Below are 26,934 nucleotides of genomic sequence, written 5' to 3' on the forward strand. Positions count from 1 at the left end.
CTGATAAAAAATAAAGTAAGATACAATGAAATCGGTATACATAGTTGATGATAGTATTATTTCCCCTTTAGGTTTTTCTGTAAAAGAAAACCTGAAAAATCTAAAAAGCAATACTACAGGTATTCACGAAATAGATGATACAACAATTCATTCTAGCAAATTTTGTGGTGGACGCATTGATACCAATAAATTAAATCAAGCATGGAACGCAATCTCTCAGGTTACTTCGTATACCAAATTAGAAAAAATGATGGTTCTGGCAATACAACGTATTTTAGATAAGAATCCACAACTTGATTTGAATACCTGTGGTGTACTAATCTCTACCACCAAAGGTAATATTGATCAACTAAAAGGAGAGAACACAGAAAAAGCTTATTTAAGTTCACTCTCTAATGCCATACAAAAATTTTACGATTTAACTACCTTACCACAAATTATATCAAACGCATGTATATCTGGCGGATTGGCAATAGCAATTGCCAAAAGAATGATTCAAGCAGGTCATTATGATGATGTCATAGTAGTTGGAGGTGATTTACTGTCAGAATTTACTTTATCTGGATTTTTCTCGTTTCAAGCAGTAAGTGATAAACCATGTAAACCGTTTAGTAAGAACAGGAGTGGTATTAGCCTTGGAGAGGCCGCAGCTGCGGCGTGGATTAGTAGTTCGGTAACAGCTGTTACTAAAAAAGAAAAGATCGAAGTAGTGGGTGATGCAATTGCCAACGATGCGAATCATATTTCGGGACCATCTAGAACTGGAGAAGGTTTATTTCTAAGTATTACACGTGCTCTTACCGAGGCAAAAGTTACATCTCAAGCTATAGATTATATCTCTGCACACGGCACAGCCACTCCCTTTAATGACGAGATGGAATCTATTGCATTTAATCGATGTGGGCTACAAGGTGTCCCTGTAAATAGTCTTAAAGGCTATTACGGTCATACTCTTGGGGCTTCAGCTTTGTTAGAAACTATTGTTGCAAAACATCATCTTTTGAGTAATCAAGTGATATATTCATTAGGTTTTGATACCCTAGGTGTTTCTCATGATATTAATGTTATTAAAGAGAATAAAAGTATACCCATGCAATATGTTTTAAAAACAGCTTCTGGTTTTGGAGGTTGTAATGTAGCTTTAATACTTAAAAAAACAGCTATATGAGTACAAAAGAGTATTACATAGCTTCCTTTTGTAGTATCAAGAATACCAAGGTTATAGTTGATAATAAAGTTGTTTATTCAAATAACGAAAAAAAAACAATTAAAGAGTTTACTAAAGCTGTTTATAAAAGCTTAGATATCAAATATCCTAAGTTTTATAAAATGGACGAATTATGCAAATTAGGGTTTTTGGCCGCCGAAGCTTTAGTAAGAACTACTGAAAAATTAGATGATAGAACAGCGTTGGTAGTATCCAATCGTGCATCAAGTTTAGCCACAGATAGGGTATATCAACAAAGTATAGAGGATAAAGAAAATTATTTTCCATCACCAGCAGTTTTTGTTTATACCTTACCCAATATCATTTTGGGCGAATTAAGTATTCGTCATCAATTTAAAGGAGAAAATGCTTTTTTTGTTTCAGAGCGTTTTGATGCAAAACTTTTAATACAATATTCAAAATTACTATTGGATACGAACAAAGCGAGCAATGTAATTTGCGGATGGGTCGATTTGGATACTAATAAATATGACGTATTTTTGGCTATCATATCCTCAAAAGGAAATACTATTTTAACCGAAGAACAATTAAACAAATTTTATCATACCTAAACATGGCAGATTTACAATTAGAATTAAAAGAAAAAATAATAGATCAACTAAGTCTAGAAGATATAGAGGTAAGTGATATTGATAATAATGATCCATTATTTGGTGAGGGATTAGGTTTAGATTCAATTGACGCTCTAGAACTTATTGTTTTGCTAGAAAAGGATTATGGTATCAAATTGAAAGACCCTAAAGAAGGAAAAGCTATTTTTGAATCAATACAGGTAATGGCAGATTATATTTCCAAAAACCGTACAAAATAATATGAAAAATGGCGTAGCCATCACGGGAATGGGAATAATTTCTTCTATTGGTACTACTGTAGAAGAAAATTTAAATGCCTTACGTTCAAAAGCTGGTGGTATTTCAAGAATTGAACACGTTCCTACCAGAAAGCGAGATGAGATTATGGTTGGTGAAATAAAAAAGACCAATGATGAACTTATCGAATTTTTGGAACTTGAAAAAACCAATAGTTTCTCAAGAACTGCTATGTTAGGTGCCATTGCGGCAAAAGAAGCGGTGAGGAATGCCGGGATCTCTGATACTATTACTTCTAGAACAGGTTTTATATCGGGTACGAGTGTTGGCGGTATGGATACTACCGAAAAATATTATTTGGACTATACCAAGACATCAACCTATCATCGCTATATCGAAGCGCAACATGCAGGTTTTACTACTCAATCAATAGCTAAATATTTGGGAATTAGAGGCTATGTGTCCACTATAAGTACAGCGTGCTCATCTGCTGCAAATGCTATTATGTTGGGAGCCAGGATGATTGAAGCTGGTCAACTTGATCGCGTTATTGTAGGAGGTACAGATGCGCTTTCAAAATTTACAATTAATGGTTTTGGGACCCTTATGATTTTATCGGATGCTGTGTGTACACCATTTGATAACAATCGTAAAGGGTTGAACCTTGGTGAGGCAGCAGCATATTTGGTTTTAGAAAGTGATGCCATGGTGTCTAAAGGAAATAAAGAGGTAATAGCAAGGGTTACTGGATGGGCCAATACAAATGATGCATTTCATCAAACAGCGTCTTCCTCAAATGGCGAAGGGGCTTTTTTAGCAATGAAAGAAGCATTAACTGTTGCACAATTAGATAGTAATGAGATAGATTATATAAATGCACATGGTACTGCAACACCTAATAATGATTTATCAGAAGGTATCGCGCTTACCCGTATTTTTGGCGAACAGCTTCCTGCTTTCAGTTCAACCAAAGCTTATACTGGTCATACATTGGCTGCAGCAGGTTCTGTCGAAGCGGTGTTTTCGATACTATCCATGCGAGAAGGTATGATTTTTCCGAACCTTAACTTTACTACAGCCATGGAGAGTTGTCCGATTGTACCGCATACAAATCTTAGTTCACAAACGATTCGTACGGTATTATCAAATTCTTTTGGATTTGGAGGTAACTGTTCAACTTTAATTTTCAAAAAATAATGAGCGGTAAATGTTATATTAATGGTATTGCAGGAATTTCTGCTCAGCACACCACTGCTATCGATGCTTTTTTTGAAGAGATAGTGGAGCATACAGAGCTTATTTTTAAAGCTATTGATCCAGAGTATAAAATATATATCAAACCTGCAGCCATGCGTCGTATGTCAAAATCTGTAAAGATGGGTGTTACAGCTTCGCAAATGGCTTTAGAACAAGCGGGTATTACGATGCCAGATGCTATTATAACAGGTACTGGAATGGGATGTAAACAAGATTCTGAAAAATTTCTTGAGAATATTTTACATAACGATGAGCAGTTTCTTACACCAATATTATTTATACAGTCTACTCACAATACGGTAGGAGGTCAAATAGCATTGGGATTAAATTGTAAAGCTTACAACGTTACTTATGTGCAAGCAGCGGCTTCTTTTGAGATCGCTTTGATGGATGCGCGTTTAAAACTTTTAGAAAAAGAGAAGCAACATATTTTGGTTGGAGGAATTGATGAAATCGCAAAAAATTCTTCTAGATTGCATACACTTGATGGTCATCTTAAAGCAAAATCATTCCCTATTATAGATCTATTTTCTTCGGATACACCAGGAACGATTGCTAGTGAAGGTGCTACTTTTATGTTGGTAACCAACCAAAAATCTCCTAAGAATATTGCACAAATCTTGGATGTGACAACATTAAATCAAGCAACATCCAATGAGGTAGAAAAGCAGATCGAACAGTTATTGCAACGTAATGATTTAACGCTATCAGATATTGATGCTGTTATTTTAGGTAATAACGGAGATAGTGAATTTGATGGATATTACCATTCCTTACAAAAGGGAGTCTTGAAGGATCTACAACATATAGGCTATAAACATCTTGTTGGTGAGCATCATACTGTTTCTTCATTTGCCTATTGGTTAGGATGTAGAATTTTTGATAAGCAATACGTGCCTAACGTTCTTAAAATAAATCAAAAGAGTACTACTTCTTTTAAAACCATACTTCTATACAACCAATATCGAGGTAAAAATCATAGCTTTGCAGTGATACAAAAAAGCTAATGCGGTTATTTATCAATATAGTATTCTCTGTTTTTACGATGTTTCTTGTTATAGCATTATATAATAACAAGGCTTCTTGGTGGATGCTTCTTGTAGTAGCTGTAGGATGGTTACTCATTACTGGCTACGGAGTGGTTAATATTCGTTCGGGTTATTTTTTGACTGCTTTGACCGCTAATAAGACGAATACAACTGGTGTTGTGGCTATAACTTTTGATGACGGACCCAATACAAATACCCTTGCCATTTTGGATATCTTGCAAAAATTTAATGTAAGGGCTACCTTTTTCTGTATTGGAAAACAAGTAGAAAAACATCCCGATATAGCAAAAAAAATTATAGAACAAGGACATATCATAGCAAATCATACACAAACGCATGCGCAGTGGATAGATTTGTATGGAACTCAACGATTTATTGATGAAATTGTAATGGCCGATCAGATTATTGAAAAATATACTGGTAAGATTCCCTTATTATTTAGACCACCCTATGGCGTTACCAATCCTCAAATAGCACGTGCTGTTAATTATACCCAGCATAAAGTAATTGGTTGGAACAAAAGATCATTTGATACGACAATACCATCAGCCAATGTGATACTCAAAAAAATAACCAAAAATTTAAAATCTGGGGACGTAATTTTATTACACGATACAAAATTAATAACTGTAGGTGTCTTGGAACAGTTATTGCTATTTATCAAAACTAATAACCTTACACCTGTAACGATTGATGAACTATTTGAAATTCCTGCGTATGCGTAACATTGTTACTACTGTTTTCTTCTTCATTTCGATAGCTGTAGTTGCCCAAGAAAAAGAGTTGTCTCCTACCCAGATTTCTCAGTTTAAAAAGCAGGTTCACGAGGCTGCCTTACAGACCAAATCGATTATTAATTCTTTTGTTCAATCAAAGCATATTCAATTTTTATCAAATCCTATTGTAAGTGATGGGACGTTGTATTTTAGCGCTCCAAATGTTATCAAATGGTCCTACGACAATCCTTATAGTTATAGTGTTATTTTTAAAGATAACACCTTATACATTAATGATGAGGGAAAGAAAAGTGATGTAAACTTGTCTTCGAGTAAGGTTTTTAAGAAATTAAATACGCTAGTCTCTAGAAGTGTAAGTGGTGATATGCTTAACGCATCAGAATTTAAAATGAAGTTTTACAAAAGTAGTTCACGGTATCGGGTAGAACTTGTACCAGTTGATACAGCTTTATCATCACTATTCAAACAAATAGAACTTAGTTTTGATACCAATACATTGTTGGTTTGCGCGGTAAAGTTGATAGAGCCCTCACAAGACTATACAGATATTAAGTTTACTAATCAATCCGTTAATAAGCCTATTCCTAATGCGGTTTTTACTAATTAGCTTCGTAGGTATTTTATGTTTGCAGTGTAAATCTGTAGTTCCCAAATCGACGCATTTACCAATCGCTATCGAGCATAGAGAGCTCGTTAACCCATATTTTATAGATCCAACTTTTGATTATATATATAAGATTACTATTAAAGTTTTTGGTAATGAAATGAGTGGTTTATTAATTATCAAACAAGTTGCCCAAGATACACATCGTATTGTGTGTACTTCTCAATTTGGTACAACTTTTTTTGATTTCGAGCTTAACAGAGAGGAGCAAAAAGTTCACACAGTTATAGCTGCATTAGATAAACGGATCATTATAAATACTTTGATGAGGGATTTTACTACGCTTATACAATCCAAAACTGAAATTAAAAAGGCTTATACAAACGGTGTAGAAAAAGTTCTTAAAACGGTGTCGAGTGGTCAAAAGAATTTTTATTTTTACACAGGTGATCAAGAACGGTTATCCCAAATTGTACGTAGTGGATTATTGGGCAAGCAGCTTTCTATAGATTTTAATACCACAGAAAATGCTAAGGCAACTGCCATCAAAATTAAGCATCACGATATTGCTTTGACAATGGATTTAAAACTTATTAAAAATTAAGTATGCTTATAGCAGATTTATATACGGTAGAGGAGATTACAATTGTAGATTCTGTGCAAACAGCCAAGGTACGTCTCAACCCAGCGAGTAATTTGTTTAAAGGCCATTTTCCTGATAATCCTGTTACACCTGGAGTTTGCATGCTTCAGATTATTAAAGAATTAACAGAACAGCGTGTTGGTGTTCCTTTGTTTATGAAAAAAGCATCAAACGTAAAATTTATGGCGGTGATTAATCCCAAGAAGCATCCCGACCTACTTATTACAAATTCATTTACAGATAGCGAAGAAGAAATTAAAGTCAAAAATACATTTATGTACGGTGATACTATCGCTTTAAAAGTGATCGTTACTTTTGAAAAATTATATTTATGATTACAAAACTTTTTATATGCTTATGGTGCCTCACAATTACGGTACATGTTCCCAATGAGTTGAAGACCATTCGTGATGCTTATCGTACCATTGATACAGATCAGGCGACCATCGATAATTTTCATAACTTAACGTTAGAGACCATGCCTACATCAAAACCAGTATATTTGGGATATCATGGGGCAGCACTTGCTCTTAAAGCTTCTATCGCAGGTAGTATAAAAGATAAATTAACTTTTTTTACAAAGGGAAAAAATTTGATAGAGAAAGCTATCGAGCAGGATCCAAACAATATCGAACTACGTATGATACGTTTAAGTATACAATCTAATGTACCCAAGATCGTAGGGTATCGCGGCAGTATTGAAGAGGATAAAGCATATATCAAAAATAACTTATCCAAGGTTACCGATGCTGGGCTTGCAAAGTTACTTACCGGGTTTATAGAAAACTCTGGAGTTTTTTTACACTAGCTACCTATTGCTTAGTATGTCATTAACTGCGCTTTGATATGCCTTAGGATTCCCAGCTTTCTTAATTTTTTTAAATGTTTTTTGAGGATTAGGGAATGTTTGCGAAAAGTATTCCCAAAAACCCTGCATTTTCATTTTGATAGGTGTAGGACCAGATAAGGCTGCATCGTACTGTTCATAAATAGTGTCGTGAAATGCCTTAAAAATTTCAAAACGATCCTTGGGATATTCGGTGCTATCTTTTTTGATCATTTGCGGTAAAAACGGATCTGCTATAAGTCCGCGTCCTATCATCCAATGATCGATCATAGGGAATCGTTCTTGCATGGCTTTAAATCCTGTTATCGATGTTATATCGCCATTATAATAAAGCGTGTGTTTTGTAGCATCAATGCATCGTGCAAAGGCTTCAAGATCTACGCCACCTTTATAGAGTTGTTTTCCGATTCTAGCGTGTATTGCTATGCTTTTAAGTGGGTATTTATCGAGAACAGGAAAAGCCTCCAAAATCTCATGACTATGTTCATATCCCATCCGCATTTTCATTGAAATAACTACATCTGTCTCGGTATGTGCTCTGTGTAGGATAGCATCTATTTTTTGAGGATCACAGATCAATCCAGAACCCATACCTCGCTTGGTAACCATGGGATATGGGCAACCCAAATTCCAATTAAGCTCTTTATAACCGAGTTCTTGTATGTATTTGATAACAAATAAAAATTCATCGGCATCATTTGTCATTACTTGTGGTATAACCTTTAATGTAGTGTTATTATCGGGTTGCAAATCTCGTTGATACGAGGATTTGATAACTAACTTACCGTTGAGTCGAATGTAAGGAGCATAAAAGGTATCGATACCTCCAAAATATTTTTGAAATGCATTGCGAAATCTAAAATCGGTAAAGCCTTGCAAAGGTGAAGAAAGTAGGGTAGTAGCCATTATTTTTTATAAACAGCAAATATAGTGTAAAGTGCGTACTAGTTGGTGCACTTGCTACATATTTAGAATACCAACAGTACAATCCTATGGATATCATTATTTATAACCACCGATTTAAAAAGGTACATAAAGTTCTTATTTATTTATCAAGTCCCATATAAAACCTAAATCGATTAGAGGTTAAGACTAATGTATCGGCCGCCAGGGTATCAATGGTAAAACGTTTGAGCTCATCTTTGGTTTTAATGATAAGTACCGAATCTTTTACTAACCATGAACCCGAAATTTTTGAGCCCGTTTGAGTAATAATATGTGCCATTTTGGTAGATTCAAGCTTATATGCCGCTTTTTTATGTACATCAATAGCAATAGGAGCTTCGCTATCAGCGGTAATGGAAATCATACGTTCGATTTTACGTACTTTCCAATCATTCGTTAGTTGATCTTCGGTAGTATTACATGCCCATAAAAAAAGTGCTAGTGTTGCTTTGATAACTAGCATTATGATTTTGGTGAGGGTTTGCATATTGTGGTAATTTAGATAATGTAATTAGTATTGTAATTATAATAAACAAGCCGAATCGGGGGAGATTCGGCTTTTTACAATTAGACATTTACGATTATTCTGGCGGCTTCATAACCATTATAAAAGTTACTGTCTGTACGTTTAAAACTTTTTAAGATTTTATCTAATTTGTTTGTTAGCAACTCTGTTAACTCATCAAATAGCTCTGATAAGCTCATGGTTGCTTGTTTGCTCTCAATTCGATACTGGCGTGGTTGACCGTGCAGTGTCAAAAATTTATCAAAACTTGTTTTAAGATCTGTAATTTGATCGGCAGTAACCCCGTAATCGGCTAGTTCACCTAGGTATTGCTCTAATAAAAGTATGGTTTCATTAATAACCAATATAAATTCTTGATTTCTTAGTTTATAGAGATCAGAAAATGATTTGGCAGCTTTTTGTCTTACATCTTTTTTATCCTCGATTGTTGCATAGGCTTCGAGGATATCGTTAAGGATATCTGCTTTATCGGCAACGACACGTTTTTGTGCTGCTTTGCTACTGCCTAAGTACAGTTTTGCTCCTTCTTGACTTTTACTATCCTCATGCAAACGAATAAGAAGTTGATCTAGGTCGTTTTTAAATTCTAGTATTTTTGGAATTCCACTCCATTTTTGGGTGTTAGTGTCTAGATAAGTTTGTACCGCTTGGTACATGTCCAACTTGTTGATCTGTTGTTTAGTCATATATATGTAAATAAATTGGTTACAATACAGTGTACGTACAACGTAACTAAGTGGGGTGGGTGTTTGCTCGTTAAGCAGGAGCAAAGTAGCAATTTATTAGAAAAAATTAAAATTTAATGTTACTAAATTATTGAAATCCAATAAAAAAAGCTGATAGGGCTTTACAGATTAGAGGTACTATACTATTAGTTTAGATTGTACAGCTAAAACTTTGATTTCTTGATCATGAGACTAAATTTCATTACTGCAATCTGAAATTTCGGCAGGTGAAGACTATATTTCCGTACCCAAAGATGACATTTCGGCACCTCAAGATGATATTTCTATACTGCAAGATGATATTTCTGTACGTAAAGATGACATTTCGGCACTTTAATCTGAAATTTCGGCAGATGAAGCTTATATTTCTGTTGTGTGAGACCTTATATCTGTGCTAACGCCAATTATTTTGTAGGATGCAGTATACATTCTTTTTACGCTAGTTGATATTTCTTTACATTATAGTGCGATTTCTTCAGCTTTATCAAATGATTTTAATTGAAATGCTTATAAAGATGTTTCAGCAATTAGACATATTTGTGTTATACCTTATTATAGAATGCATATTGACGGTTTTGGTGTATACTGTTCAAAAATTGGTTAGTGATTATTATATATAGATAGACTTTTACTTTCGCGAAAGCGTCTTAATACTTAAAGTTCTTAACAGTAAAAAGCTATTTTAACATTTACTTCTGTTAACTAGTATTAATAAGGGTTAAACAGCGTTAAACTCCTATTTGAGAACGGTGTTTGATAGTATCTTTACACTGTTGATTTGCTGAAAATAAGTGATTTACCAATCAAAGCAAGTCGATGTAAAGTAAACTATTAACTTAAAAATAAAATACTATGTCAAACAGAAGCAACACAGTTTTAGGAATATTATCAGCAGCAGCAGTAGGAACCGCAATCGGGATTTTATTTGCTCCAGATAAAGGAAAGAATACGAGAACAAAAATTCAAAAAAAAGCGGTAGATACCAAAGATGATATTATGGATAAGGCTAATGCTTTTTCTACCGAGATCAATTCTCGTTTTACTTCTAAAAAAGCTGAATTTGAGAATGAATTAGATGGATTAGTAAGTAATATGAGTGTGAAGGCTGATGATGTTATTACTTCTCTCGAAAAGAAATTAGATACGTTGAAAAAGCGTAACGAAGTTATATCTTCTAATTAATGTAGTACAGGGCAGATGTCCTACAAAATGATACTACTTAATACGAAAACAAGATATAACTATAAAAACCAAAAAATTATGAATATTAGTGCAGTAAAATTAATTGCCTTTGCTTTAACGTTGAATTTATTTTCGATTGCTAGTGCACAGGAGCAAGGAATGGAATTGACAAAAGAAACTATTGAAAAAACATATGAACTTGATCAAGGTAAAGAAAAGACACCGTATGTTGTAACGATTAAGAATAAGGAGACTAGCGTTGTAAAGCTAGATGAAAAGGATAAGAACAAAATTAATCAGGATCGTGTAGAGACACCAGAAATGGTAACCAAAGTAATTTCTATAAACGACGATGCCAATGATGCCTTTGATAATGTGATTGAATTATCGTATATAAAAGAAGCAGACAACGATTTTAATATATTTCCTGCAGAGAATGGCTTTTTAATAAGAGTTAAAGGAAGAGAGTTTAATTACTCTGTAGAGGATAAGAATTATATTATTGAAAAAGAGGACGAAGATTTTTTTAAAGTTGAGAAAGCAGTTAGCTCATTTTAATAGTTAGATAATAGTGTTACTAGCGGCGTGATCTTAGGATGACGTCGCTATTTTTTTGCAGTGTAGTATTATCTTAGTATCATGCAGATCTGTGGTAAAAAATAAATAGGTGTCACCGCCATCTTTTATCTTAAACCGTTTACGTATAGAAGCTACGGTATCGGGAAAATTGCGAGTGGTTATATTTGCCTTTTCTATATGTAAACGTTTTATATCCTTTTTTGAAAAAGATGATCTAGTTATAATTTTAAAAACTCTTCCTGGAAATGATAAAAGTGAGTCTGATGTATAGAGATGGCTATTGGGATGTAGTTTTTTGACCCCGTAGGCTTGTGCTACATCGGCAAAACCACCGCTTTTTAATATAGCCGAATTAGGTTCGTATAAGTAAGTGAGCGGTGTATGATATGTTGTTTCTTGCAGGGAATGTCGACCATATGTAAAGGAGAATATATCCTTTTGCTGCTTTTTGAGGTTAGCAGTGACAATGGTAACCTCTTTGGTATAGTCCTTTTGTAGTATCCATAAAAGTTCTTTTACCTCGTTGTTAACTGCGACTACATGAATTGCTACTACATTTTTTAAAACCGCCAATCCATGTTGTATATCGAGTAGTGGGGAGGTTTTGATCATAACATTTGCTGCTTTGTCCAAAAAAAGTTCTTGGTGAAGGGTAACATCGGGAAGACAATCATTTAAAAAGAAAACCTTGCCCTTGGTCGTAGATCGCCTAGATGGATCGATATATATCCAATCAAACTTTTTTGCATCTCTTACAACCGTTAAACCGTCTTGGCAAACTGTTTGGATGGTTGATGCTTGTCGTGTATTATAATTGTGTGCAGCTAGTGCACTTAAGGTAGGATTAAGTTCACAATGTGTTACTTTGTTGATATGTTGATTAAAAGCAAAGGCATCAACACCCCAACCGCCTGTTACATCAATAAGGGTATCACCACTTACTAGTGCGCTTTTGTAGGCTGCCGTTTGGTCAGACGAGGTTTGTTCGAGATTAAGCGTGGGTGGATATAGGATGTTGCGGTGTACTGTCCAAGAAGGCAATTTTTGTAATGCTTTTTGTCTTCCAGATATTTGTTCTGCAAGTTCTTGTGTAGTAATATCTTTAAACGGACTCCCAGCAAGAATTAACTTAGTAAGATCTGTGTGTTGATCTGATTTTTCAATAATAAAATCTTGAACTTCGGGATGCAATAACTTAGAATTCACTTACAAATCTTTTGTGAGTTTGGCTACAATTTTATACTCTGACCAAAATTCTTTGGCAATTACCTTTAATGAGGTATATGCGGGGATAGCTACAATCATACCTCCAATACCAAAAAGCAATCCACCTATAATGATTACCAAAAAGATTTCTAGTGGATGAGATTTTACACTATTACCAAATATGATAGGTTGGTTAAAAAAGTTATCAACCAGTTGAACAATCATATAGCCAATTACTATATAAACCAACTTTGGAAAAATTACTGTAGAGAAATCCATACCCAAATTACTTGTTGTGGCTAACACAATTATAAAGGCACCACCTACCAAGGGGCCGATGTAAGGGATGATATTAAAAATAGCAGCAATCAATGCAATGGCAATCGCATTGCTTATTCCAAAAACTAATAGTAAGATGGTATAGAGAACAAAAATGATGGTTATTTGCAATAATAGTCCTACAAAGTATCGTGATAAAAGATCTTTTATTTTGTTAAAGGCAGTTCTAAATTTGCCTTCGTCACCCTCTTGTGCAAAGGCTAATAGGCTACCCTCTAATATGCGGCTATCTTTTAAGAAAAAGAAGGAAATAAAGAGGATAGAAAAAATACCCAACATTACAGATCCAAAGATATTAAGAAAGGAGTTGACCATGTCTGGTATGGATTTGAAATTGATAAAATTCACCAAGTCAGAACGTTTTACAAGTTCGACAAAACTAAGTTGATTGATACCAAAAAACTCACTAATTTGATTGTTGAGTTGCTCTAAATCATCTCCTACATTTTCAATATTAATTTCTCCAATTAGTTGTGCTTGTTCAATTACAATAGGGATAAATAATGTAAAAATGCTAAAAAACAATATGGTGATAATGGATAGTGTACAGATTGCCGCTATTGTATTTCTAAAATTAAGTCGACGTTTAAAAAATACCACGAGGGGTCTACCCATTAGCGAGATAACTGCCGCAAATGCAATATATATAAGGACAGATTGGATTTTATATAAAAACCAAACTATTACAGCTATTGCTACGAGTATACCAACAGCTTTAAGGATGCCATAGGTAATGGCTCTAGAGTTTAAACGATTGTGCGAGTTAGACATGGTTGAGTTTTGTTGTGAGTTCATATAAAGCTATGCCTGTAGCCATAGCTACATTCATGCTACTATTATTGCCGTACATATTGATATGAAGTGCAGTATCTACCAATTGTAATAATTCTTGAGATACTCCTGTGTTCTCATCACCCAAGACCAGAGCTATAGGAACATTGGGTTGTAGTTTAAAGGTGTGTATTGGTATACTGCTGTCTGTTATTTCTAAGGCCAAAATGGCGTACGATTGATCCTTAAGATTCTTCAATACAATGTTGCTATCCACTACGACATCATAGGGAACAATTTTGTGTGTAGCCCGCGCCGTACGTTCCATGCGTTTGCTATCAATAGGGACTAGGTCTCCTATAAAATAAATATGAGCTACTCCAAAGCTATCTGCGAGTCTAAAGATGCTTCCAATATTTGCAGGCGAATTGATATGATCACAAACCAAAACGATGGGATGGGATCTTTTATAAAAAGTTGTGGTGGTGTGCTGTAATTGCTGCATTACCTTAGTAATTAAATGCGTATTTAATAATATTAGCACCCATTTGCAATGCCTTTAATCTTACAGATTCTGGATCATTATGTACCTGGGGACTCTCCCAACCATCACCAAGATCACTCTCAAAGGTAAATAACAAAATTACTCTGTTATTATCCAAAATAGCCAAAGCACGTGGCGGCTTACCATCGTGTTCATGTATTTTTGGGAGTCCATTATCAAAGGGATAGGCAGATGAAAAGATAGGATGTTCTTTGGATAACTCTACAAGTTGTTTGTCAGGAAAAATTTTTGTTAATTCTTTTCGTAAAAAGGGTTCCATACCATAATTATCATCGATATGAAGAAAACCACCGCTTAATAAATAGGCTCGCAAGTTTTGAGCATCTTCTTCACTAAAATAAACGTTTCCATGTCCCGTCATGTGAATATAAGGGTACCCAAAGAGATCGGAGCTATTGGGCTGTACGACGGCTGGTTTAGTGTTAATGACAGTACCGATAGTAGTATTACAGAACGAGATTAGATTGGGCAGAGCAGTAGGATTACTGTACCAATCCCCACCTCCTTTATAATGTAATACCGCTATTTCTTGTGCTTGTATACCGAGGCTAATTAAAAGTAAAAGGCTATATAGGATTTTCATAAGTTACTAAACTCTGATTAGTTGTTAAAAGTACTAAAAAAAATATGAGCAGTAAGAACGTTTAGATACTATTAACGTAGGTGTTGGTACTGCCAAAAATCCTCTGCAAAAAAGGATTATAAAGGTGTAGTATACACTACGAATTAATAAAAGCAATACTGTGAACGGCTACTATAGCAGCGGTTTCAGTGCGCAGTCGCGTGGTACCTAAGGTTATTGGGTTGTATCCTTGTTTTAAAGCCAAATTGATTTCGTTAGTAGAGAAGTCACCCTCGGGACCGATAAGAATTGTTACGTTTTGACCTGCGCTTATTAACTGTTTAGGATGCTGCTTTAAGCTATCCTGGCAATGCGCAATACATAAAATACCTTCTTGTGCGTTGGCAAGAAACTTTGAGAAGGGTATTAATGCATTAAGTTTGGGTAGATAGGTTTGATGCGACTGTTTCATGGCGCTTTGCAAAATTTTTTCATACCGCTCAATTTTAATCACTTTACGTTCACTATGATCACATAGTATAGGGGTAATCTCATCAACACCTATCTCGGTAGCTTTTTCTAGAAACCATTCAAAACGATCATTCATTTTTACTGGAGCGACCACCATATGCAAACGATATGGACGTGCTGGCTTTTGAGATGATTCTTGAATAGCTATTTCACAACGTTGCGTACTAGCAAAAGTGATTACTCCTTTGGATAACAATCCTTTGCCATTTGTGACATGCAGCGTATCACCCTCTGATTTGCGAAGTACTTTGTGAATATGTTTACTTTCTTCTTTTGAGAATGTATAGGTAGTTGCACCGTGATCCAGATCCTTACTATAAAATAATTGCATGGTTAAAAGTTTCAATTAAAATTTCATTCTGGCTTTAGCAACAACACTCATATCGGCAAAATCATTATTTAAATATTTTAGATAGCCAACAATCCCTATCATAGCAGCATTATCAGTAGTATATTCAAACTTTGGTACAAACGTAGTCCAGCCCCAATGTTGTTCGGCTTTTTGTAAAGCTTCACGAATTCCAGAATTGGCAGAGACACCGCCTCCAATAGCAATTTGAGTAATACCAGTTTGTTTTACTGCTTTTTTAAGTTTATCGGTTAGTATATTAACTATAGTATATTGGATTGAAGCACAAATATCATCTCTATTTTTACCTATAAAATCTGGATCCTCTTTAAGGTTTTTCTGTATAAAATACAGGACAGCGGTTTTAAGTCCGCTAAAACTAAAATTAAGTCCGTCAACTTTTGGTTTGGTAAAGGGATAAGCCTTTGGGTTCCCTTGTTTGGCATAACGATCGATCAAAGGTCCACCGGGATACGGAAAACCGAGTATTTTGGCACTTTTATCAAAAGCTTCGCCAACAGCATCATCAATGGTTTCTCCAATAACTTTCATATCAAAATAATCTCGTACTTCGATAATTTGTGTATGCCCTCCACTAATTGTCATTGCAATAAAAGGAAAATCAGGTGTTTTATATCCCTCTTCTTTAATATAATGAGCCAAAATATGCGCTTGCATATGATTTACAGCAATCAAAGGAATGTTTAATGCTAGTGCCAATGATTTGGCAAACGAAGTGCCAACCAATAGCGAACCCATAAGTCCGGGACCTTTGGTAAAGGCAATTGCATGCAAATCTTTTTTGGTGATTCCTGCCTGTTTAATAGCTTGATCTATCACAGGCACAATATGTTGTTGATGTGCGCGGGATGCAAGCTCGGGTACTACACCTCCATATTGTTCGTGAATTTTTTGTGTCGCCACAACATTCGATAATACTTGATCGTTTTGTAGTACAGCAGCAGAGGTATCATCACAAGATGATTCAATTGCTAAGATGTATATATTTTGTGAACTCATTATGAGGAAAAGGGCATAGAAATTGTTAATATTGTCAGCAAAGTTAAAACAATAATACGTATCAAAAAATTCGGGAAGATATTGATTAGAACGCTTACTGTTCTAATTGCCATTTTTGCTATTCTAGTGATTCTATTTTCGATTCCTGGGATACAAACTTACTTTGGTGAAAAACTCACAAAGTATCTAAACGATACTTATGATGTGGATTTAAGCATTGGTAGAATTGGTTTAACCTATGCTGGTAATTTAGACTTGCAAGAAGTTTTAATAAAAGATCATCATAAAGACACTCTTATATACGCTCGAGCTATAGAAGGTTCTATTCTCAACCTTAACGAGATTACAAAAGGGCAACCCGAATTTGGTGCTGTGGCTATAGATAGTCTGGATTTTAACATGAAAATTTACGAAGGTGAATCTAGCGACAACCTAATGATTTTTGTGCGAAAATTTAATACCGAGGAAAAGAAAGAACGTTCTAGTTTTGTATTAACTGCGGCAGAAGTTTTTGTTGATAATGGGGCTTTTAGTTATACCAATGAAAATCTATCGAATCCACAGGTGCTTGATTTTACTAATATTACTATTGACGCCGAAGCGCTTAAGGTTGATGGACCTGATTTTTATATTACTACCAATACACTTTCGTTAAAAGAGAAAAGGGGGTTAGATATTCGCAATTTACAAACTGTGTTTTCAATGACAGAAACACAGATGCTGTTTAGAGAATTTGATTTAGAAACAAAAGATTCCAAAATTACTGGAGCAATAGCATTATCCTATACTAAAGATGATTTTTCAGATTTTGAGAATAAAGTAAACATTGCTGCCGATTTTGCCAAAGCAACCATATCTACAAATGATTTAATTCCTTTTTATAAAGAGTTTGGTGTGGATCACGCAATAACCTTTGATGCTACCATTTTAAGAGGAACGCTTAATGATTTTAAATTAAGTAATGCCAACATTATGGGGCTAGATCGTACAGTTATACGTGGAGATTTACATATTCAGAACGCCGTATCAGACCCAAAAAACTTTAAACTAAACGGTACATTTAATAATCTTACTACCAACTATTATGATTTAGTAAACTTATTACCTAATATTTTAGGTTCTTCATTACCAAAACAACTGTATCAATTTGGTAGTATTAGGGGCGTTGGCAATATAATGGTTACTCCAAATGCTGTGGATTTGGATATGGATTTTTATTCTCAGTTAGGTAAAATTTATGCATTTGTTTTATTGGGGGACTTAGAAAATGCTAAAAATGCTAAGTATAACGGAAACATTATTTCTGAGAGTTTTAATCTCGGGCAATTATTAGGTAAAGAATCATTAGGTAAAGCCGCGTTTAATATTGATGTTGATGGTAATGGTTTCACACTGGCTAATCTAGATACAAATATTGAAGGTGATATAAGTGTTTTAGAATTTAATGGATATACATACAATAATATATCGGTAATAGGAGGATTAAAAGATCCTGTTTTTGATGGTCGACTCATAATTGATGATCCTAACATTCAGCTAATTTTTAATGGGGTTGTAGATATGGACAAAACCATAAATAATTATGATTTTGTGGCAAATGTTGAATATTTAGATCTCAATACGCTCAATTTATTTACACGTGATAGTCTATCCATTTTTAAAGGTGATGTGATTATGGATATGAGAGGTTCTGGCATTAATGATGTTATTGGGACGATTAGCTTTCAAGAAACTTTATACAAAAATCAAAAAGCCGATTATTACTTCGAAGATTTTGAAATCACCTCTACTTTTGATACCGATAAGGTGCGTACCATTAGCATTAATAGTCCTGATATAATACAAGGGAGTGTACGAGGTAAGTTTAGATTTCAAAATGTTTATGATTTGTTTAGAAATTCGATTGCTAGTTTGTACACCAATTTTGAACCTGTAGCTATTACCGATGATGAGTTTATGGAGTTTAATTTTAATATTTATAATAAAATTGTAGATGTTTTCTTACCCGAAATTCAGTTTGCTCCAAACACTTTTATTAAAGGGAGAGTAGAAAGTAATGACTCCGAATTTAAACTTACATTTAAATCTCCATCCATTAAAGCTTATGATAATTTATTTGAAAAAGTAGATATTCAAGTAGATAATAAAAATCCAATTTTTAATACTTACGTAGCGATTGATAGTATTAACTCAAAATTTTACGATGCATCAGAGTTTAGTTTGATTAATGTAACCTTAAAGGATACGTTATTTATGCGTTCAGAATTTAAAGGGGGAGCAAATAATGAAGATACGTTTAATCTAGAATTTTATCATACGATAAATGAAGATAATAAATCGGTAGTTGGTCTTAGAAAATCAGATTTTACATTTAAAGGATACACTTGGTTTGCAAATCAAAATAAGACCAAGTCAGAGAATAAAGTAGTATTTGACAATCGTTTCGAGACAGTTACAATTAAACCAATCACCTTAACGCACGAAAAAGAAAAAATTCAAATAAGCGGACTTACAAAAGGAAGCAACTATAAAGACATTAAAGCCACATTTACCGATGTTGATTTATACAAGATAACCCCGAGTATCGACAGCTTAAAGTTTAATGGAGTTGTAGAAGGTAATTTAAGGATTTTTCAAGAAGAAGGTGTGTTTTTCCCTAGTTCTACAATTAATATTCGTGATCTACAAGTAAATACGTCAACATTAGGAGAGCTTAAACTTAATGTGGCGGGTAATGAATCTTTGACAGAGTATACTATAAATAGCAAATTAACCGATAGTTCGGGTGTTAAAACATTTTCGGCAATCGGAGGCATTGATGTAGGTGAAGATAATGCGAATATAAATCTTGATATTCGACTTAATGATCTCGATATGTCTGGCTTTGGTGCTTTAGGGGGGATTGTAATTAGCGATCTAAGAGGTAAAGCTTCAGGTCGTGCGTCGGTCACAGGAGATTATAGTAATCCAGAGATCAATGGTAATCTAGTATTAAATAATGTGGGATTGCGCATACCATACTTAAATGTTGATTTGGCCTTAGAAGATAAAGCCCGGATATCTCTCAATAAACAAAACTTTATATTTGAAAATATTGGGATAACAGATACAAAGTACAATTCAAAAGGTACTTTGGGAGGTTTTATACGGCACAAGCGATTCTCTAAGTGGTTTCTTGGATTAGAATTAGATGCAAATCGATTAGTCGTTCTTGATACAGAAGAGGATGAATTTTCTCTGTATTATGGAACCGCTTTTATAAGTGGTGATGCAAAAATAAGCGGGCCTAGTGACGAGTTAGTAATCGATGTTAATGCAACTACAGAAAAAGGAACTGTCTTTAAAATACCATTAAACGAATCAGAATCACTGGGAGATAATAGTTATATCCATTTTCTAAGTCCAAAAGAAAAACAAGCAAGGCTTGATGGAGAAGAAATAGTTATTGATGAAGTCAAAGGATTAGAACTTAATTTTGATCTTGATGTTAATCGCAATGCCGAAGTAGAGATCGTGATTGATAAAAATACAGGAAGTTCGTTAAAGGGTAGAGGAGCGGGTACGCTATTAATCGAGATTAACACAAATGGTAAGTTTAATATGTGGGGCGATTTTTACGCCTACGAGGGAGTTTATAATTTTAGGTACGGAGCGTTTGTTGAAAAAGTTTTTAATGTACGATCAGGCGGAAGTATTAACTGGGATGGTAGTCCAACACGTGCGGTATTAAACTTAAGTGCAGTCTATAAAACAGAGGCAAATCCAGCGGTTCTGCTAGAAAACGCTACCTTTAATAAGAAAATTCCTGTCGAAGTAGTAGTGGATCTTAAAGGTGAATTGGTACAACCAGATCTTGATTTTAATATAGAGTTTCCGTTTCTTAATTCGATTGTCAAAAGTGAATTAGAATATCGTTTAGAAAGTCAGTCAGCCAGAGAATTACAAGCACTATCCTTAGTAACACAAGGACAATTTTATAATGATTTTACACTGGGTCAGAATGCAATTACAGGTAATTTAGTAGAGCGAGCCTCAAGTTTGGTCAATGGTATTTTTTCTGGAGAAGATGATAAATTTCAAGTAGGTCTTAATTATACACAAGGAGATCGAGTACTTGATGAAGAAACTTCAGATCAATTTGGAGTCACCTTATCCACAAAAATTAACAATAGAATTCTTATTAATGGACAAGTAGGGGTTCCAGTGGGAGGCGTAAGTGAATCGGTTGTTGTGGGTAATGTAGAAGTTGAATACTTATTTAATGAACAAGGAACTTTAAGAGGCAAAATTTTTAATAGAGAAAACGACATTCAATATATTGGAAAAAATAATGGGTATACACAAGGGGTCGGACTCTCGTATTCTGTAGATTTTGATAATTTTAATGAATTGTGGAAGAAAATTTTTGCGACCCGTGAAGAACAAGAAAAATTGATAAAAAAAGATAGTCTCGAAGTAGAAAAACGTCCAGAGTATATAAACTTTACAAATCAAAAATCAACGAATTAAATCAATATTATCAATGGCTAAACCTATTAAAACGATTGGTGTAATGACATCTGGAGGTGATTCTCCAGGAATGAATGCTGCAATTAGAGCTGTAGCACGTGCTTGTGCATATTACGATGTACGTTGTATTGGTTTTTACAGAGGATATCAAGGAATGATTGAAGGTGATTGTACCGTGATGACGGCTCGTTCTGTACGTAATATAATTAGCCGTGGAGGTACAATTTTAAAATCTGCGAGATCCGAAGCCTTCAGAACTGTAGAAGGAAGAAAGCAAGCTGCCCAAAACTTGAAAGAAATTGGAGTAGATGCTATGATTTTGATTGGTGGAGATGGTACTTTTAAAGGAGGGAAGTTATTTAACGAAGAGTATAATATTCCGATTATAGGAGTTCCAGGAACAATAGATAATGATATCGCTGGCACTAACTTTACTATTGGTTATGATACCGCGCTTAATACGGTGGTTGAGGCAATTGATAAAATAAGAGATACTGCTAGTTCACATGATCGATTATTCTTTGTGGAAGTTATGGGACGTGATGCAGGGTTTATCGCTTTAAATAGTGGAGTAGGTGCAGGAGCAGAAGAAATATTAATTCCTGAAGAAGATTTAGGTTTGGATCGATTACTTGAATCTTTAAAGCGAAGTCGACGATCTGGTAAGTCATCGAGTATCGTGGTGGTAAGTGAAGGAGATAAGATTGGTAAAAACGTGTATGAACTAGCAGACTATGTAACCGAAAATCTACCAAATTATGATGTGCGTGTAACCGTTTTGGGTCATATGCAGCGCGGTGGTTCTCCTTCTTGTTTTGATCGAACATTGGCAAGTCGCCTTTGCGTACGTGCGGTAGAATTATTATTGGATGGAGAGAAAAATGTAATGGTTGGACTGTTAAATAACGAAATTACAACTACCGATTTCGACAAAGGTCTAAGAGAGGATCACGGTATCAATAAAGAGTTGCTTAGGATATCTGATATTTTGTCTACTTAAAAAGGGTTCACACTACGATTTAACCCTTGACTATAAAATGTTCTGTTTTATATGAGTGTTCAGTTTATTTAAGATAATTGTAGCGTATGAGTACCAACCAAACAGCGTAATCTATGGAGATAATAGCTCCACAGAGAAACGAAACTCCGAATAATGTTATCCAGAAAGCATTATTAAAAATTGTTTTTCGTAATTAATGAATAAAACAATACCAAAAATAATCAAAGACACCCATTTTTAAGCAGGTAGCAATCTAAAAGGGATATTTGGAAGTATAGTGTATAACTACTTAGAATCAAAAGTAACTACACCTAAAACAGTTTATTTTTTAAAACTCTTAGAATTACTATCGTATAAATAAGAAGAGTTATCGGTTTACTTTTACAGAACCGCTGCATTTGTCACTTTCATCGATTCCATTTAGCCATAACTGAAGCTGCTTTATGCGATCTTCGGTGAGTTCTTTTAAATAGTTGGCACGACACATTGGATGAATGGAGTTGTCATACGGTTCACGATAATTTGGATACTTCATTTCTAATTCAGCATCTCGAAACTTTATCCAAATTTTCTGGGATTTTTTTAAACTACTAATAAATTTAGAATCGCTTTTATAAGTAGCGAGGACTTCTTGGTAAATTTTATTTAATTCTTTGTCTGATTTTTGAAGATCAGCATATGCTTCATTGTTTATTTCAGTTTGTGTTTGAGCGAAAGTGTTGAAACTTGTTGTTAAAATTAGTGCATAAAAAATAATTCGAATCATGAGGGTAATTTTTAGGTTTTAAAGTAGATTGAGTTTGTAGTGCAAATACATTTGGTTAACGAATTTTCTTTTAAAGTTTGAGATAAATTCGGGAGATAAGTTATGAAAATAATAAATAATTAATAAATTTTTTGAGTAACGTTTTGAATTTATTTAAAAGAAAGGGAATATTGTTATAAGGGTATATGGTATGCTACTAATAAAGAATTATCGCGCACAAATATTTAAACTTATCTATAGTATTCATAAAAAGGTAGTTATGAAAACCTGTACTGTTTTAAAATCTGCTAGAGAATGATAATATAATGAATTTATATTCTAGATAGATTTTTAATACATTGTTCTCGTACTCTCCATACCTCGTCAAAAGTTAGTGTATTGATATCTTTTTGAGTGGTTAACCACTTTTTAATAAAATTTTGGTGATAGGTAATTTTATATATGCTAACTTGATCAGCGGTCATGTTAATTTCTTCCAATAGGCTTTCAGCAAACAAATGATTGTTGTGCATATTTGTAACATCTATAATTCTGTTCGATTTTTTAAGATAACAGTGCGCTTCGGGAATATAATTAAGATTATTGTCTTTTAAACATTTACCGATGCCTGGTGTGTTTTCTTCGGTCATCTTATATATTCCTACTACTAAATCAACAGTTATATCATTAAAATCTGCGATTTGTTTTAAGAATGCATGTTTGGAGCTACAAGTACCTTTTTGCTCTATCAGAATAAGGCTTGGATTAGACGAGTCTGTAATTCGTTCATAAGGTAATTGCCTGACATATTGGAGTAACTGTAACCAAGTAATGATCCCTTTTGATCGTACTATCTGTGTGAATCGATCATTAGCATGTAAGGGGTAATCATTTACATCCATACTACAATGTCAAGAAATTGAAACAAATAATTGGAGTCAAAAAGTTTAGCGTACCGCTATAACAGAAATCTCTACATTCACAAACTTTGGTAATGCTTTTACCGCAACCGTTTCTCGTGCGGGAGCAGTAGCTTCATGAAAATACTTACCATAGACCTCGTTAACAAGTGAGAAATTATTCATGTCGCTCAAGAAAATAGTAGTTTTTATAACATTCTCAAATGTGTATCCAGCTTCATCTAAAATAGCTTTTATATTTTTCATAACTTGTTCGGTCTCAGTTGTTATGTCATCCAACACCAATTGATCGGTTTTAGGATCTATAGCTATTTGACCAGATGTATAGAGTGTGTTTCCACTTTCTATAGCTTGGTTGTAAGGCCCAATAGGTGCTGGAGCATTTGTGGTAGTTATAATTTTTTTCATAATTAAAAGGAATGATATGTATGCGTTGTAAAAGTAAGGATACTTTTACGATTTAGATAAAAGCTTGTTTATAAATTTCTATCAGCTTCTCTTCGTTTATCGTACTTAATATCACTTAAAACAGATGATTTAATGCCGATAAAGAAGTTCCATGAGGTACGTTCACTAAACGGAATCCAGTTAAAGCTCATTTGCCAGCTTTCAAGATCACGTTGAAAACGCAAATTTGTAAATGTAAATCCTGGATTTTTTAAATCATATCCAGAAGATACTCCAACGGTCCAACGCGGAGCTAGTTCTATATCTCCCGAAAACATGAGTGAATGTGACGAAATTTCATTTTGTCTAGCATTATTTGAGTAATTTACGGTATAGGCAAGGCGTAAGGACCATGGGATTTTGTAACTATAGAAGGTAACATCAGTATCCCCTTCAGTTTCTTTCGTATCATAAACTCCTTCATTATCACTAAAATCTGTGGTACTTCCAAAAAGATTATCTGCTCGTCCACCATTGCGAAGCGTTTGATTTTCTAAAGGATCCGTTTCTTTAGTTTTACGTTGAAAATCTTTACTACTAAAAGAATAGCCAAAATTAGCACTAGCATTAGTTAATCTAAATAAACTACCTCCATTATCAATATTCCATACGTCGATTTTTCTATTATTATTATCCAACGCATAGGGGTCTAATTGCATACTAAAATTTATATCCAATTTATTCTGCACTATCGGAATATTTCCTCGTATAGATAAGGGACTTAATTTTAGAGAATCTCCTGCCAAGTTGTAAGCAGTAGATAAGGTTAGATTGTTAAGAATATTTACTTTTTTAGGTTCTGTTGCAGTAGTATCTCTACTGCGTACTTTGGCTTCAAGATTATTACTCAAAGAAAACCCAATATTACTCGAAAAAGTATTACTTGGGGCACCAAAATATCCTCCCTCAAAACGAGAATATTCAACAATTTCAGTTTCATTTATATCAACAGTATTTGGATCATCGGTTCTTACAAACGAGTCATAATATTGATCAAACTTTGGATTAATACTATAACTAACCGATGGACGCATTGTATGCCGTATTGCTTGTATTTTTTTGTCTTTTTTAAAATTAAATGTACCGTAAATAGTTGTACCAAGGCTAGTAGAAAAATTATAAGTTCTATACGCATCAAAACCACTAATAGTATCACGTACTATCTCGCCAGCACCCTCGTTTGCATTAGAATCGAATCGCTGTTCGATAGTTTCAAAGACCCAATTTTCTTGAAATGTTGTACCTGCAGAAGCGCTTAAATATTTAAATATTTTAAAATTTGTACTAATTGGGATTGAATGCTGCATACCTATTTGAGAATTATCAAACATAGCAGATGTGAATAAATCATCATCGTTGGTTTGTATTTTGTTCTCACCTCTAAAATTATACTGCGTATTAATATTGTGGATAATTCCTTTTTTAATTCCCTCTTTTGGAGCAAAAGGAAATATTCTAGAAATACTAGTCGAGATATTAGGTAGAGAGAGGTTTACATCTCCTGTATTGGTGTTAGAGTTATGCGTGGCGGCAACATTTACATTTACTTGTGGATCTCCAGGAAAGGTTTTTGCATAAGATATAGACGAACTTATTTGATTATTTAAAAAATTTCCTGTGTTTAATTGGTTTGTTGATTGTCTGTAAAAGTTACTGCTTCCAAAATTTACAGAAGCCGAAAATCTAGAATTTGGATTTGCTTTGGCATCCTGACTATGCGTCCATTGAATGTTGTAGGTAGTTGCCTTTGAAAAATCAGGAAAACCTCGCTCACTTGTAAGGTTGTTTTCATAGCGAAACCGTAAATTACCACGATAACGGTAACGTAGCGCATATGCAGATTCTACGGCAAAGGTATAACTTCCATTCGTATAATAATCACCCATCAATGTTAGATCTACATAATCACTTATAGCAAAATAATAGCCTCCATTCTGTAAAAAATATCCACGTCTGCTTTCTTCTCCTGGATTTGGAATAATAAAACCAGAAGTTCTTTCATCTGTAAGCGGAAAATATCCAAAAGGTAAACCTATTGGAGTTGGCACATCTGCTATAAACATATTAACGAGTCCAGTAATAATTTTCTTTTCGGGAACAAGCTTGATACGCCGTGCATAAAAATAATATTCGGGATCCTCGATATTATCTGATGTGGTGAATTTTACATTTTTCATGTAAATAACAGAATCATTCTCACGTTTTGAAACCTCATTTTTAATCTTAAAACCGTTTTGTTCGGTTCTTGAATTATAAATTAAAGCTTTTTGTGTATCAAAATTAAAGCGAATGGAGTCGGGTTCTACAACATTTTGTGCCTGCTCAAAAACGGGTGTTTGAGTATAGTCGCCCAAAGAATCTTTGATACCAAATGCATAGACTTCATTTTTATTATTATCCATGATAATCATGCCCGCATTTAGTTTCATATCGCCATATATAACTTCTGCATTATCGTAGAGATACATTTTATTTTCTCTACTGCTTAGTCTCATATAATCTGTTGCTTTATAGGCAACCTTATCTGTTAGCAATTGTTTTTCTGGTTGTATAGAGTCTTTTGTGATGGTATCCTGTAAAACTTCGGTTCGCTCTTTTTGTATATTATTGATGAGAGAGTCTTTGGATTGCTGCCCAATAATTTGAGAGGTATCTTTTTGAACAGGTATAGAAACTTCTGTCGATTTATTGGTTTCCTGCGCAGTTGCAAAAGATATACAAAGCAGTGTAAAACTTAGTGAATAAAGTATGTGTCGTACCGAGGTTTGCAATGGTTTAAATGCTATTTTTGTAAAACTGTGGCTTAGTTTTTGAAGTCCCAAAATTACATATATTTTTA

27 protein-coding genes are annotated in these 26,934 nt (G+C 34.2%); 14 read left to right on the forward strand and 13 right to left on the reverse strand.

All coding sequences use genetic code 11. The features are described 5' to 3' along the window. Positions 1–25: 25 nt before the first annotated feature. Genes ACE939_RS04890 through ACE939_RS04935 form a run of 10 tightly spaced genes read left to right on the forward strand, consistent with a single transcriptional unit; the run spans position 26 to position 7,135 of the window. Positions 26–1,168 (forward strand): beta-ketoacyl synthase N-terminal-like domain-containing protein, encoded by a 1,143-nt coding sequence (locus ACE939_RS04890; RefSeq protein ID WP_378187685.1) that lies wholly within the window; start codon positions 26–28, stop codon positions 1,166–1,168. Beyond that, positions 1,165–1,779 carry a 3-oxoacyl-ACP synthase gene (locus tag ACE939_RS04895; protein WP_378187688.1) on the forward strand — a complete coding sequence of 205 codons (615 nt, stop codon included), beginning with the start codon at positions 1,165–1,167 and terminating at the stop codon, positions 1,777–1,779. Before ACE939_RS04890 ends, ACE939_RS04895 begins: the two co-directional genes overlap by 4 nt. Positions 1,780–1,781: 2 nt before the next feature. Then, positions 1,782–2,039 (forward strand): phosphopantetheine-binding protein, encoded by a 258-nt coding sequence (locus ACE939_RS04900; RefSeq protein ID WP_378187689.1) that lies wholly within the window; start codon positions 1,782–1,784, stop codon positions 2,037–2,039. 1 nt (position 2,040) lies between these two features. Next, positions 2,041–3,234 carry a beta-ketoacyl-[acyl-carrier-protein] synthase family protein gene (locus tag ACE939_RS04905; protein ID WP_378187690.1) on the forward strand — a complete coding sequence of 398 codons (1,194 nt, stop codon included), beginning with the start codon at positions 2,041–2,043 and terminating at the stop codon, positions 3,232–3,234. Continuing rightward, positions 3,234–4,301 (forward strand): beta-ketoacyl synthase N-terminal-like domain-containing protein, encoded by a 1,068-nt coding sequence (locus ACE939_RS04910; RefSeq protein WP_378187692.1) that lies wholly within the window; start codon positions 3,234–3,236, stop codon positions 4,299–4,301. Before ACE939_RS04905 ends, ACE939_RS04910 begins: the two co-directional genes overlap by 1 nt. Beyond that, positions 4,301–5,068 (forward strand): polysaccharide deacetylase family protein, encoded by a 768-nt coding sequence (locus ACE939_RS04915; protein WP_378187694.1) that lies wholly within the window; start codon positions 4,301–4,303, stop codon positions 5,066–5,068. Before ACE939_RS04910 ends, ACE939_RS04915 begins: the two co-directional genes overlap by 1 nt. Beyond that, on the forward strand, positions 5,061–5,687 hold the full coding sequence (locus ACE939_RS04920) for an outer membrane lipoprotein carrier protein LolA (protein WP_378187696.1): 627 nt from the start codon (positions 5,061–5,063) through the stop codon (positions 5,685–5,687). Before ACE939_RS04915 ends, ACE939_RS04920 begins: the two co-directional genes overlap by 8 nt. Beyond that, positions 5,668–6,288, forward strand: a complete 621-nt coding sequence (locus ACE939_RS04925) for a hypothetical protein (RefSeq protein ID WP_378187697.1) — start codon at positions 5,668–5,670, stop codon at positions 6,286–6,288. The genes ACE939_RS04920 and ACE939_RS04925 overlap by 20 nt, the downstream gene beginning before the upstream one ends. A gap of 2 nt (positions 6,289–6,290) precedes the next feature. Then, positions 6,291–6,662, forward strand: coding sequence for a 3-hydroxyacyl-ACP dehydratase (locus ACE939_RS04930; protein WP_378187698.1), 372 nt, complete (start codon positions 6,291–6,293; stop codon positions 6,660–6,662). Continuing rightward, a complete protein-coding gene (locus ACE939_RS04935) occupies positions 6,659–7,135 on the forward strand; it encodes a hypothetical protein (protein WP_378187699.1) in 477 nt (158 codons plus the stop codon). Before ACE939_RS04930 ends, ACE939_RS04935 begins: the two co-directional genes overlap by 4 nt. Here ACE939_RS04935 and ACE939_RS04940 read toward each other — a convergent pair whose 3' ends face one another. The 3 genes from ACE939_RS04940 to ACE939_RS04950 form a co-directional block, all read right to left on the reverse strand. Then, positions 7,136–8,080 (reverse strand): tRNA dihydrouridine synthase, encoded by a 945-nt coding sequence (locus tag ACE939_RS04940; protein ID WP_378187700.1) that lies wholly within the window; start codon positions 8,078–8,080, stop codon positions 7,136–7,138. Positions 8,081–8,219: 139 nt separating this feature from the next. After that, positions 8,220–8,606 (reverse strand): hypothetical protein, encoded by a 387-nt coding sequence (locus ACE939_RS04945; RefSeq protein WP_378187701.1) that lies wholly within the window; start codon positions 8,604–8,606, stop codon positions 8,220–8,222. A gap of 80 nt (positions 8,607–8,686) precedes the next feature. Then, positions 8,687–9,331, reverse strand: coding sequence for a hypothetical protein (locus ACE939_RS04950; RefSeq protein ID WP_378187702.1), 645 nt, complete (start codon positions 9,329–9,331; stop codon positions 8,687–8,689). 891 nt (positions 9,332–10,222) lie between these two features. Between ACE939_RS04950 and ACE939_RS04955 the strand changes: the two genes are divergently transcribed. Both ACE939_RS04955 and ACE939_RS04960 read left to right on the forward strand, forming a co-directional pair. Continuing rightward, the gene (locus ACE939_RS04955) at positions 10,223–10,552 is read left to right on the forward strand and encodes a YtxH domain-containing protein (RefSeq protein WP_378187703.1); all 330 of its coding nucleotides are present in this window, start codon (positions 10,223–10,225) and stop codon (positions 10,550–10,552) included. Between the two features lie 78 nt (positions 10,553–10,630). Then, positions 10,631–11,110: a hypothetical protein gene (locus tag ACE939_RS04960; protein ID WP_378187705.1), complete on the forward strand. Its 480-nt coding sequence runs from the start codon at positions 10,631–10,633 to the stop codon at positions 11,108–11,110. 33 nt (positions 11,111–11,143) lie between these two features. Here ACE939_RS04960 and ACE939_RS04965 read toward each other — a convergent pair whose 3' ends face one another. The 6 genes from ACE939_RS04965 to tsaD form a co-directional block, all read right to left on the reverse strand. Continuing rightward, positions 11,144–12,337 (reverse strand): class I SAM-dependent methyltransferase, encoded by a 1,194-nt coding sequence (locus ACE939_RS04965; RefSeq protein WP_378187706.1) that lies wholly within the window; start codon positions 12,335–12,337, stop codon positions 11,144–11,146. Beyond that, on the reverse strand, positions 12,338–13,447 hold the full coding sequence (locus ACE939_RS04970) for an AI-2E family transporter (RefSeq protein WP_378187708.1): 1,110 nt from the start codon (positions 13,445–13,447) through the stop codon (positions 12,338–12,340). Next, the gene (locus ACE939_RS04975) at positions 13,440–13,952 is read right to left on the reverse strand and encodes a TrmH family RNA methyltransferase (protein ID WP_378187709.1); all 513 of its coding nucleotides are present in this window, start codon (positions 13,950–13,952) and stop codon (positions 13,440–13,442) included. Before ACE939_RS04975 ends, ACE939_RS04970 begins: the two co-directional genes overlap by 8 nt. 4 nt (positions 13,953–13,956) lie before the next feature. Further along, positions 13,957–14,595: a DUF4159 domain-containing protein gene (locus tag ACE939_RS04980; protein WP_378187710.1), complete on the reverse strand. Its 639-nt coding sequence runs from the start codon at positions 14,593–14,595 to the stop codon at positions 13,957–13,959. A gap of 136 nt (positions 14,596–14,731) precedes the next feature. Further along, positions 14,732–15,436 (reverse strand): 16S rRNA (uracil(1498)-N(3))-methyltransferase, encoded by a 705-nt coding sequence (locus ACE939_RS04985; protein WP_378187711.1) that lies wholly within the window; start codon positions 15,434–15,436, stop codon positions 14,732–14,734. 15 nt (positions 15,437–15,451) lie between these two features. Continuing rightward, positions 15,452–16,474 carry a tRNA (adenosine(37)-N6)-threonylcarbamoyltransferase complex transferase subunit TsaD gene (gene tsaD / locus ACE939_RS04990; protein ID WP_378187712.1) on the reverse strand — a complete coding sequence of 341 codons (1,023 nt, stop codon included), beginning with the start codon at positions 16,472–16,474 and terminating at the stop codon, positions 15,452–15,454. 81 nt (positions 16,475–16,555) lie between these two features. Here tsaD and ACE939_RS04995 point away from each other — a divergent pair, with 81 nt between their 5' ends. Then, on the forward strand, positions 16,556–20,983 hold the full coding sequence (locus tag ACE939_RS04995; protein WP_378187713.1) for a translocation/assembly module TamB domain-containing protein: 4,428 nt from the start codon (positions 16,556–16,558) through the stop codon (positions 20,981–20,983). A gap of 13 nt (positions 20,984–20,996) precedes the next feature. Beyond that, positions 20,997–21,983 (forward strand): 6-phosphofructokinase, encoded by a 987-nt coding sequence (gene pfkA, locus ACE939_RS05000; RefSeq protein WP_378187714.1) that lies wholly within the window; start codon positions 20,997–20,999, stop codon positions 21,981–21,983. 367 nt (positions 21,984–22,350) lie between these two features. Here pfkA and ACE939_RS05005 read toward each other — a convergent pair whose 3' ends face one another. The 4 genes from ACE939_RS05005 to ACE939_RS05020 form a co-directional block, all read right to left on the reverse strand. Beyond that, a complete protein-coding gene (locus ACE939_RS05005) occupies positions 22,351–22,749 on the reverse strand; it encodes a lysozyme inhibitor LprI family protein (protein ID WP_378187715.1) in 399 nt (132 codons plus the stop codon). 311 nt (positions 22,750–23,060) lie between these two features. After that, positions 23,061–23,630: a hypothetical protein gene (locus ACE939_RS05010; RefSeq protein ID WP_378187716.1), complete on the reverse strand. Its 570-nt coding sequence runs from the start codon at positions 23,628–23,630 to the stop codon at positions 23,061–23,063. A 45-nt stretch (positions 23,631–23,675) separates the two neighbouring features. Further along, a complete protein-coding gene (locus ACE939_RS05015; RefSeq protein WP_378187717.1) occupies positions 23,676–24,056 on the reverse strand; it encodes a RidA family protein in 381 nt (126 codons plus the stop codon). Positions 24,057–24,124: 68 nt separating this feature from the next. Beyond that, on the reverse strand, positions 24,125–26,917 hold the full coding sequence (locus ACE939_RS05020) for a putative LPS assembly protein LptD (RefSeq protein ID WP_378187718.1): 2,793 nt from the start codon (positions 26,915–26,917) through the stop codon (positions 24,125–24,127). Positions 26,918–26,934: the final 17 nt, after the last annotated feature.

This window comes from Aquimarina rhodophyticola (assembly GCF_042434915.1).
GTDB lineage: Bacteria > Bacteroidota > Bacteroidia > Flavobacteriales > Flavobacteriaceae > Aquimarina.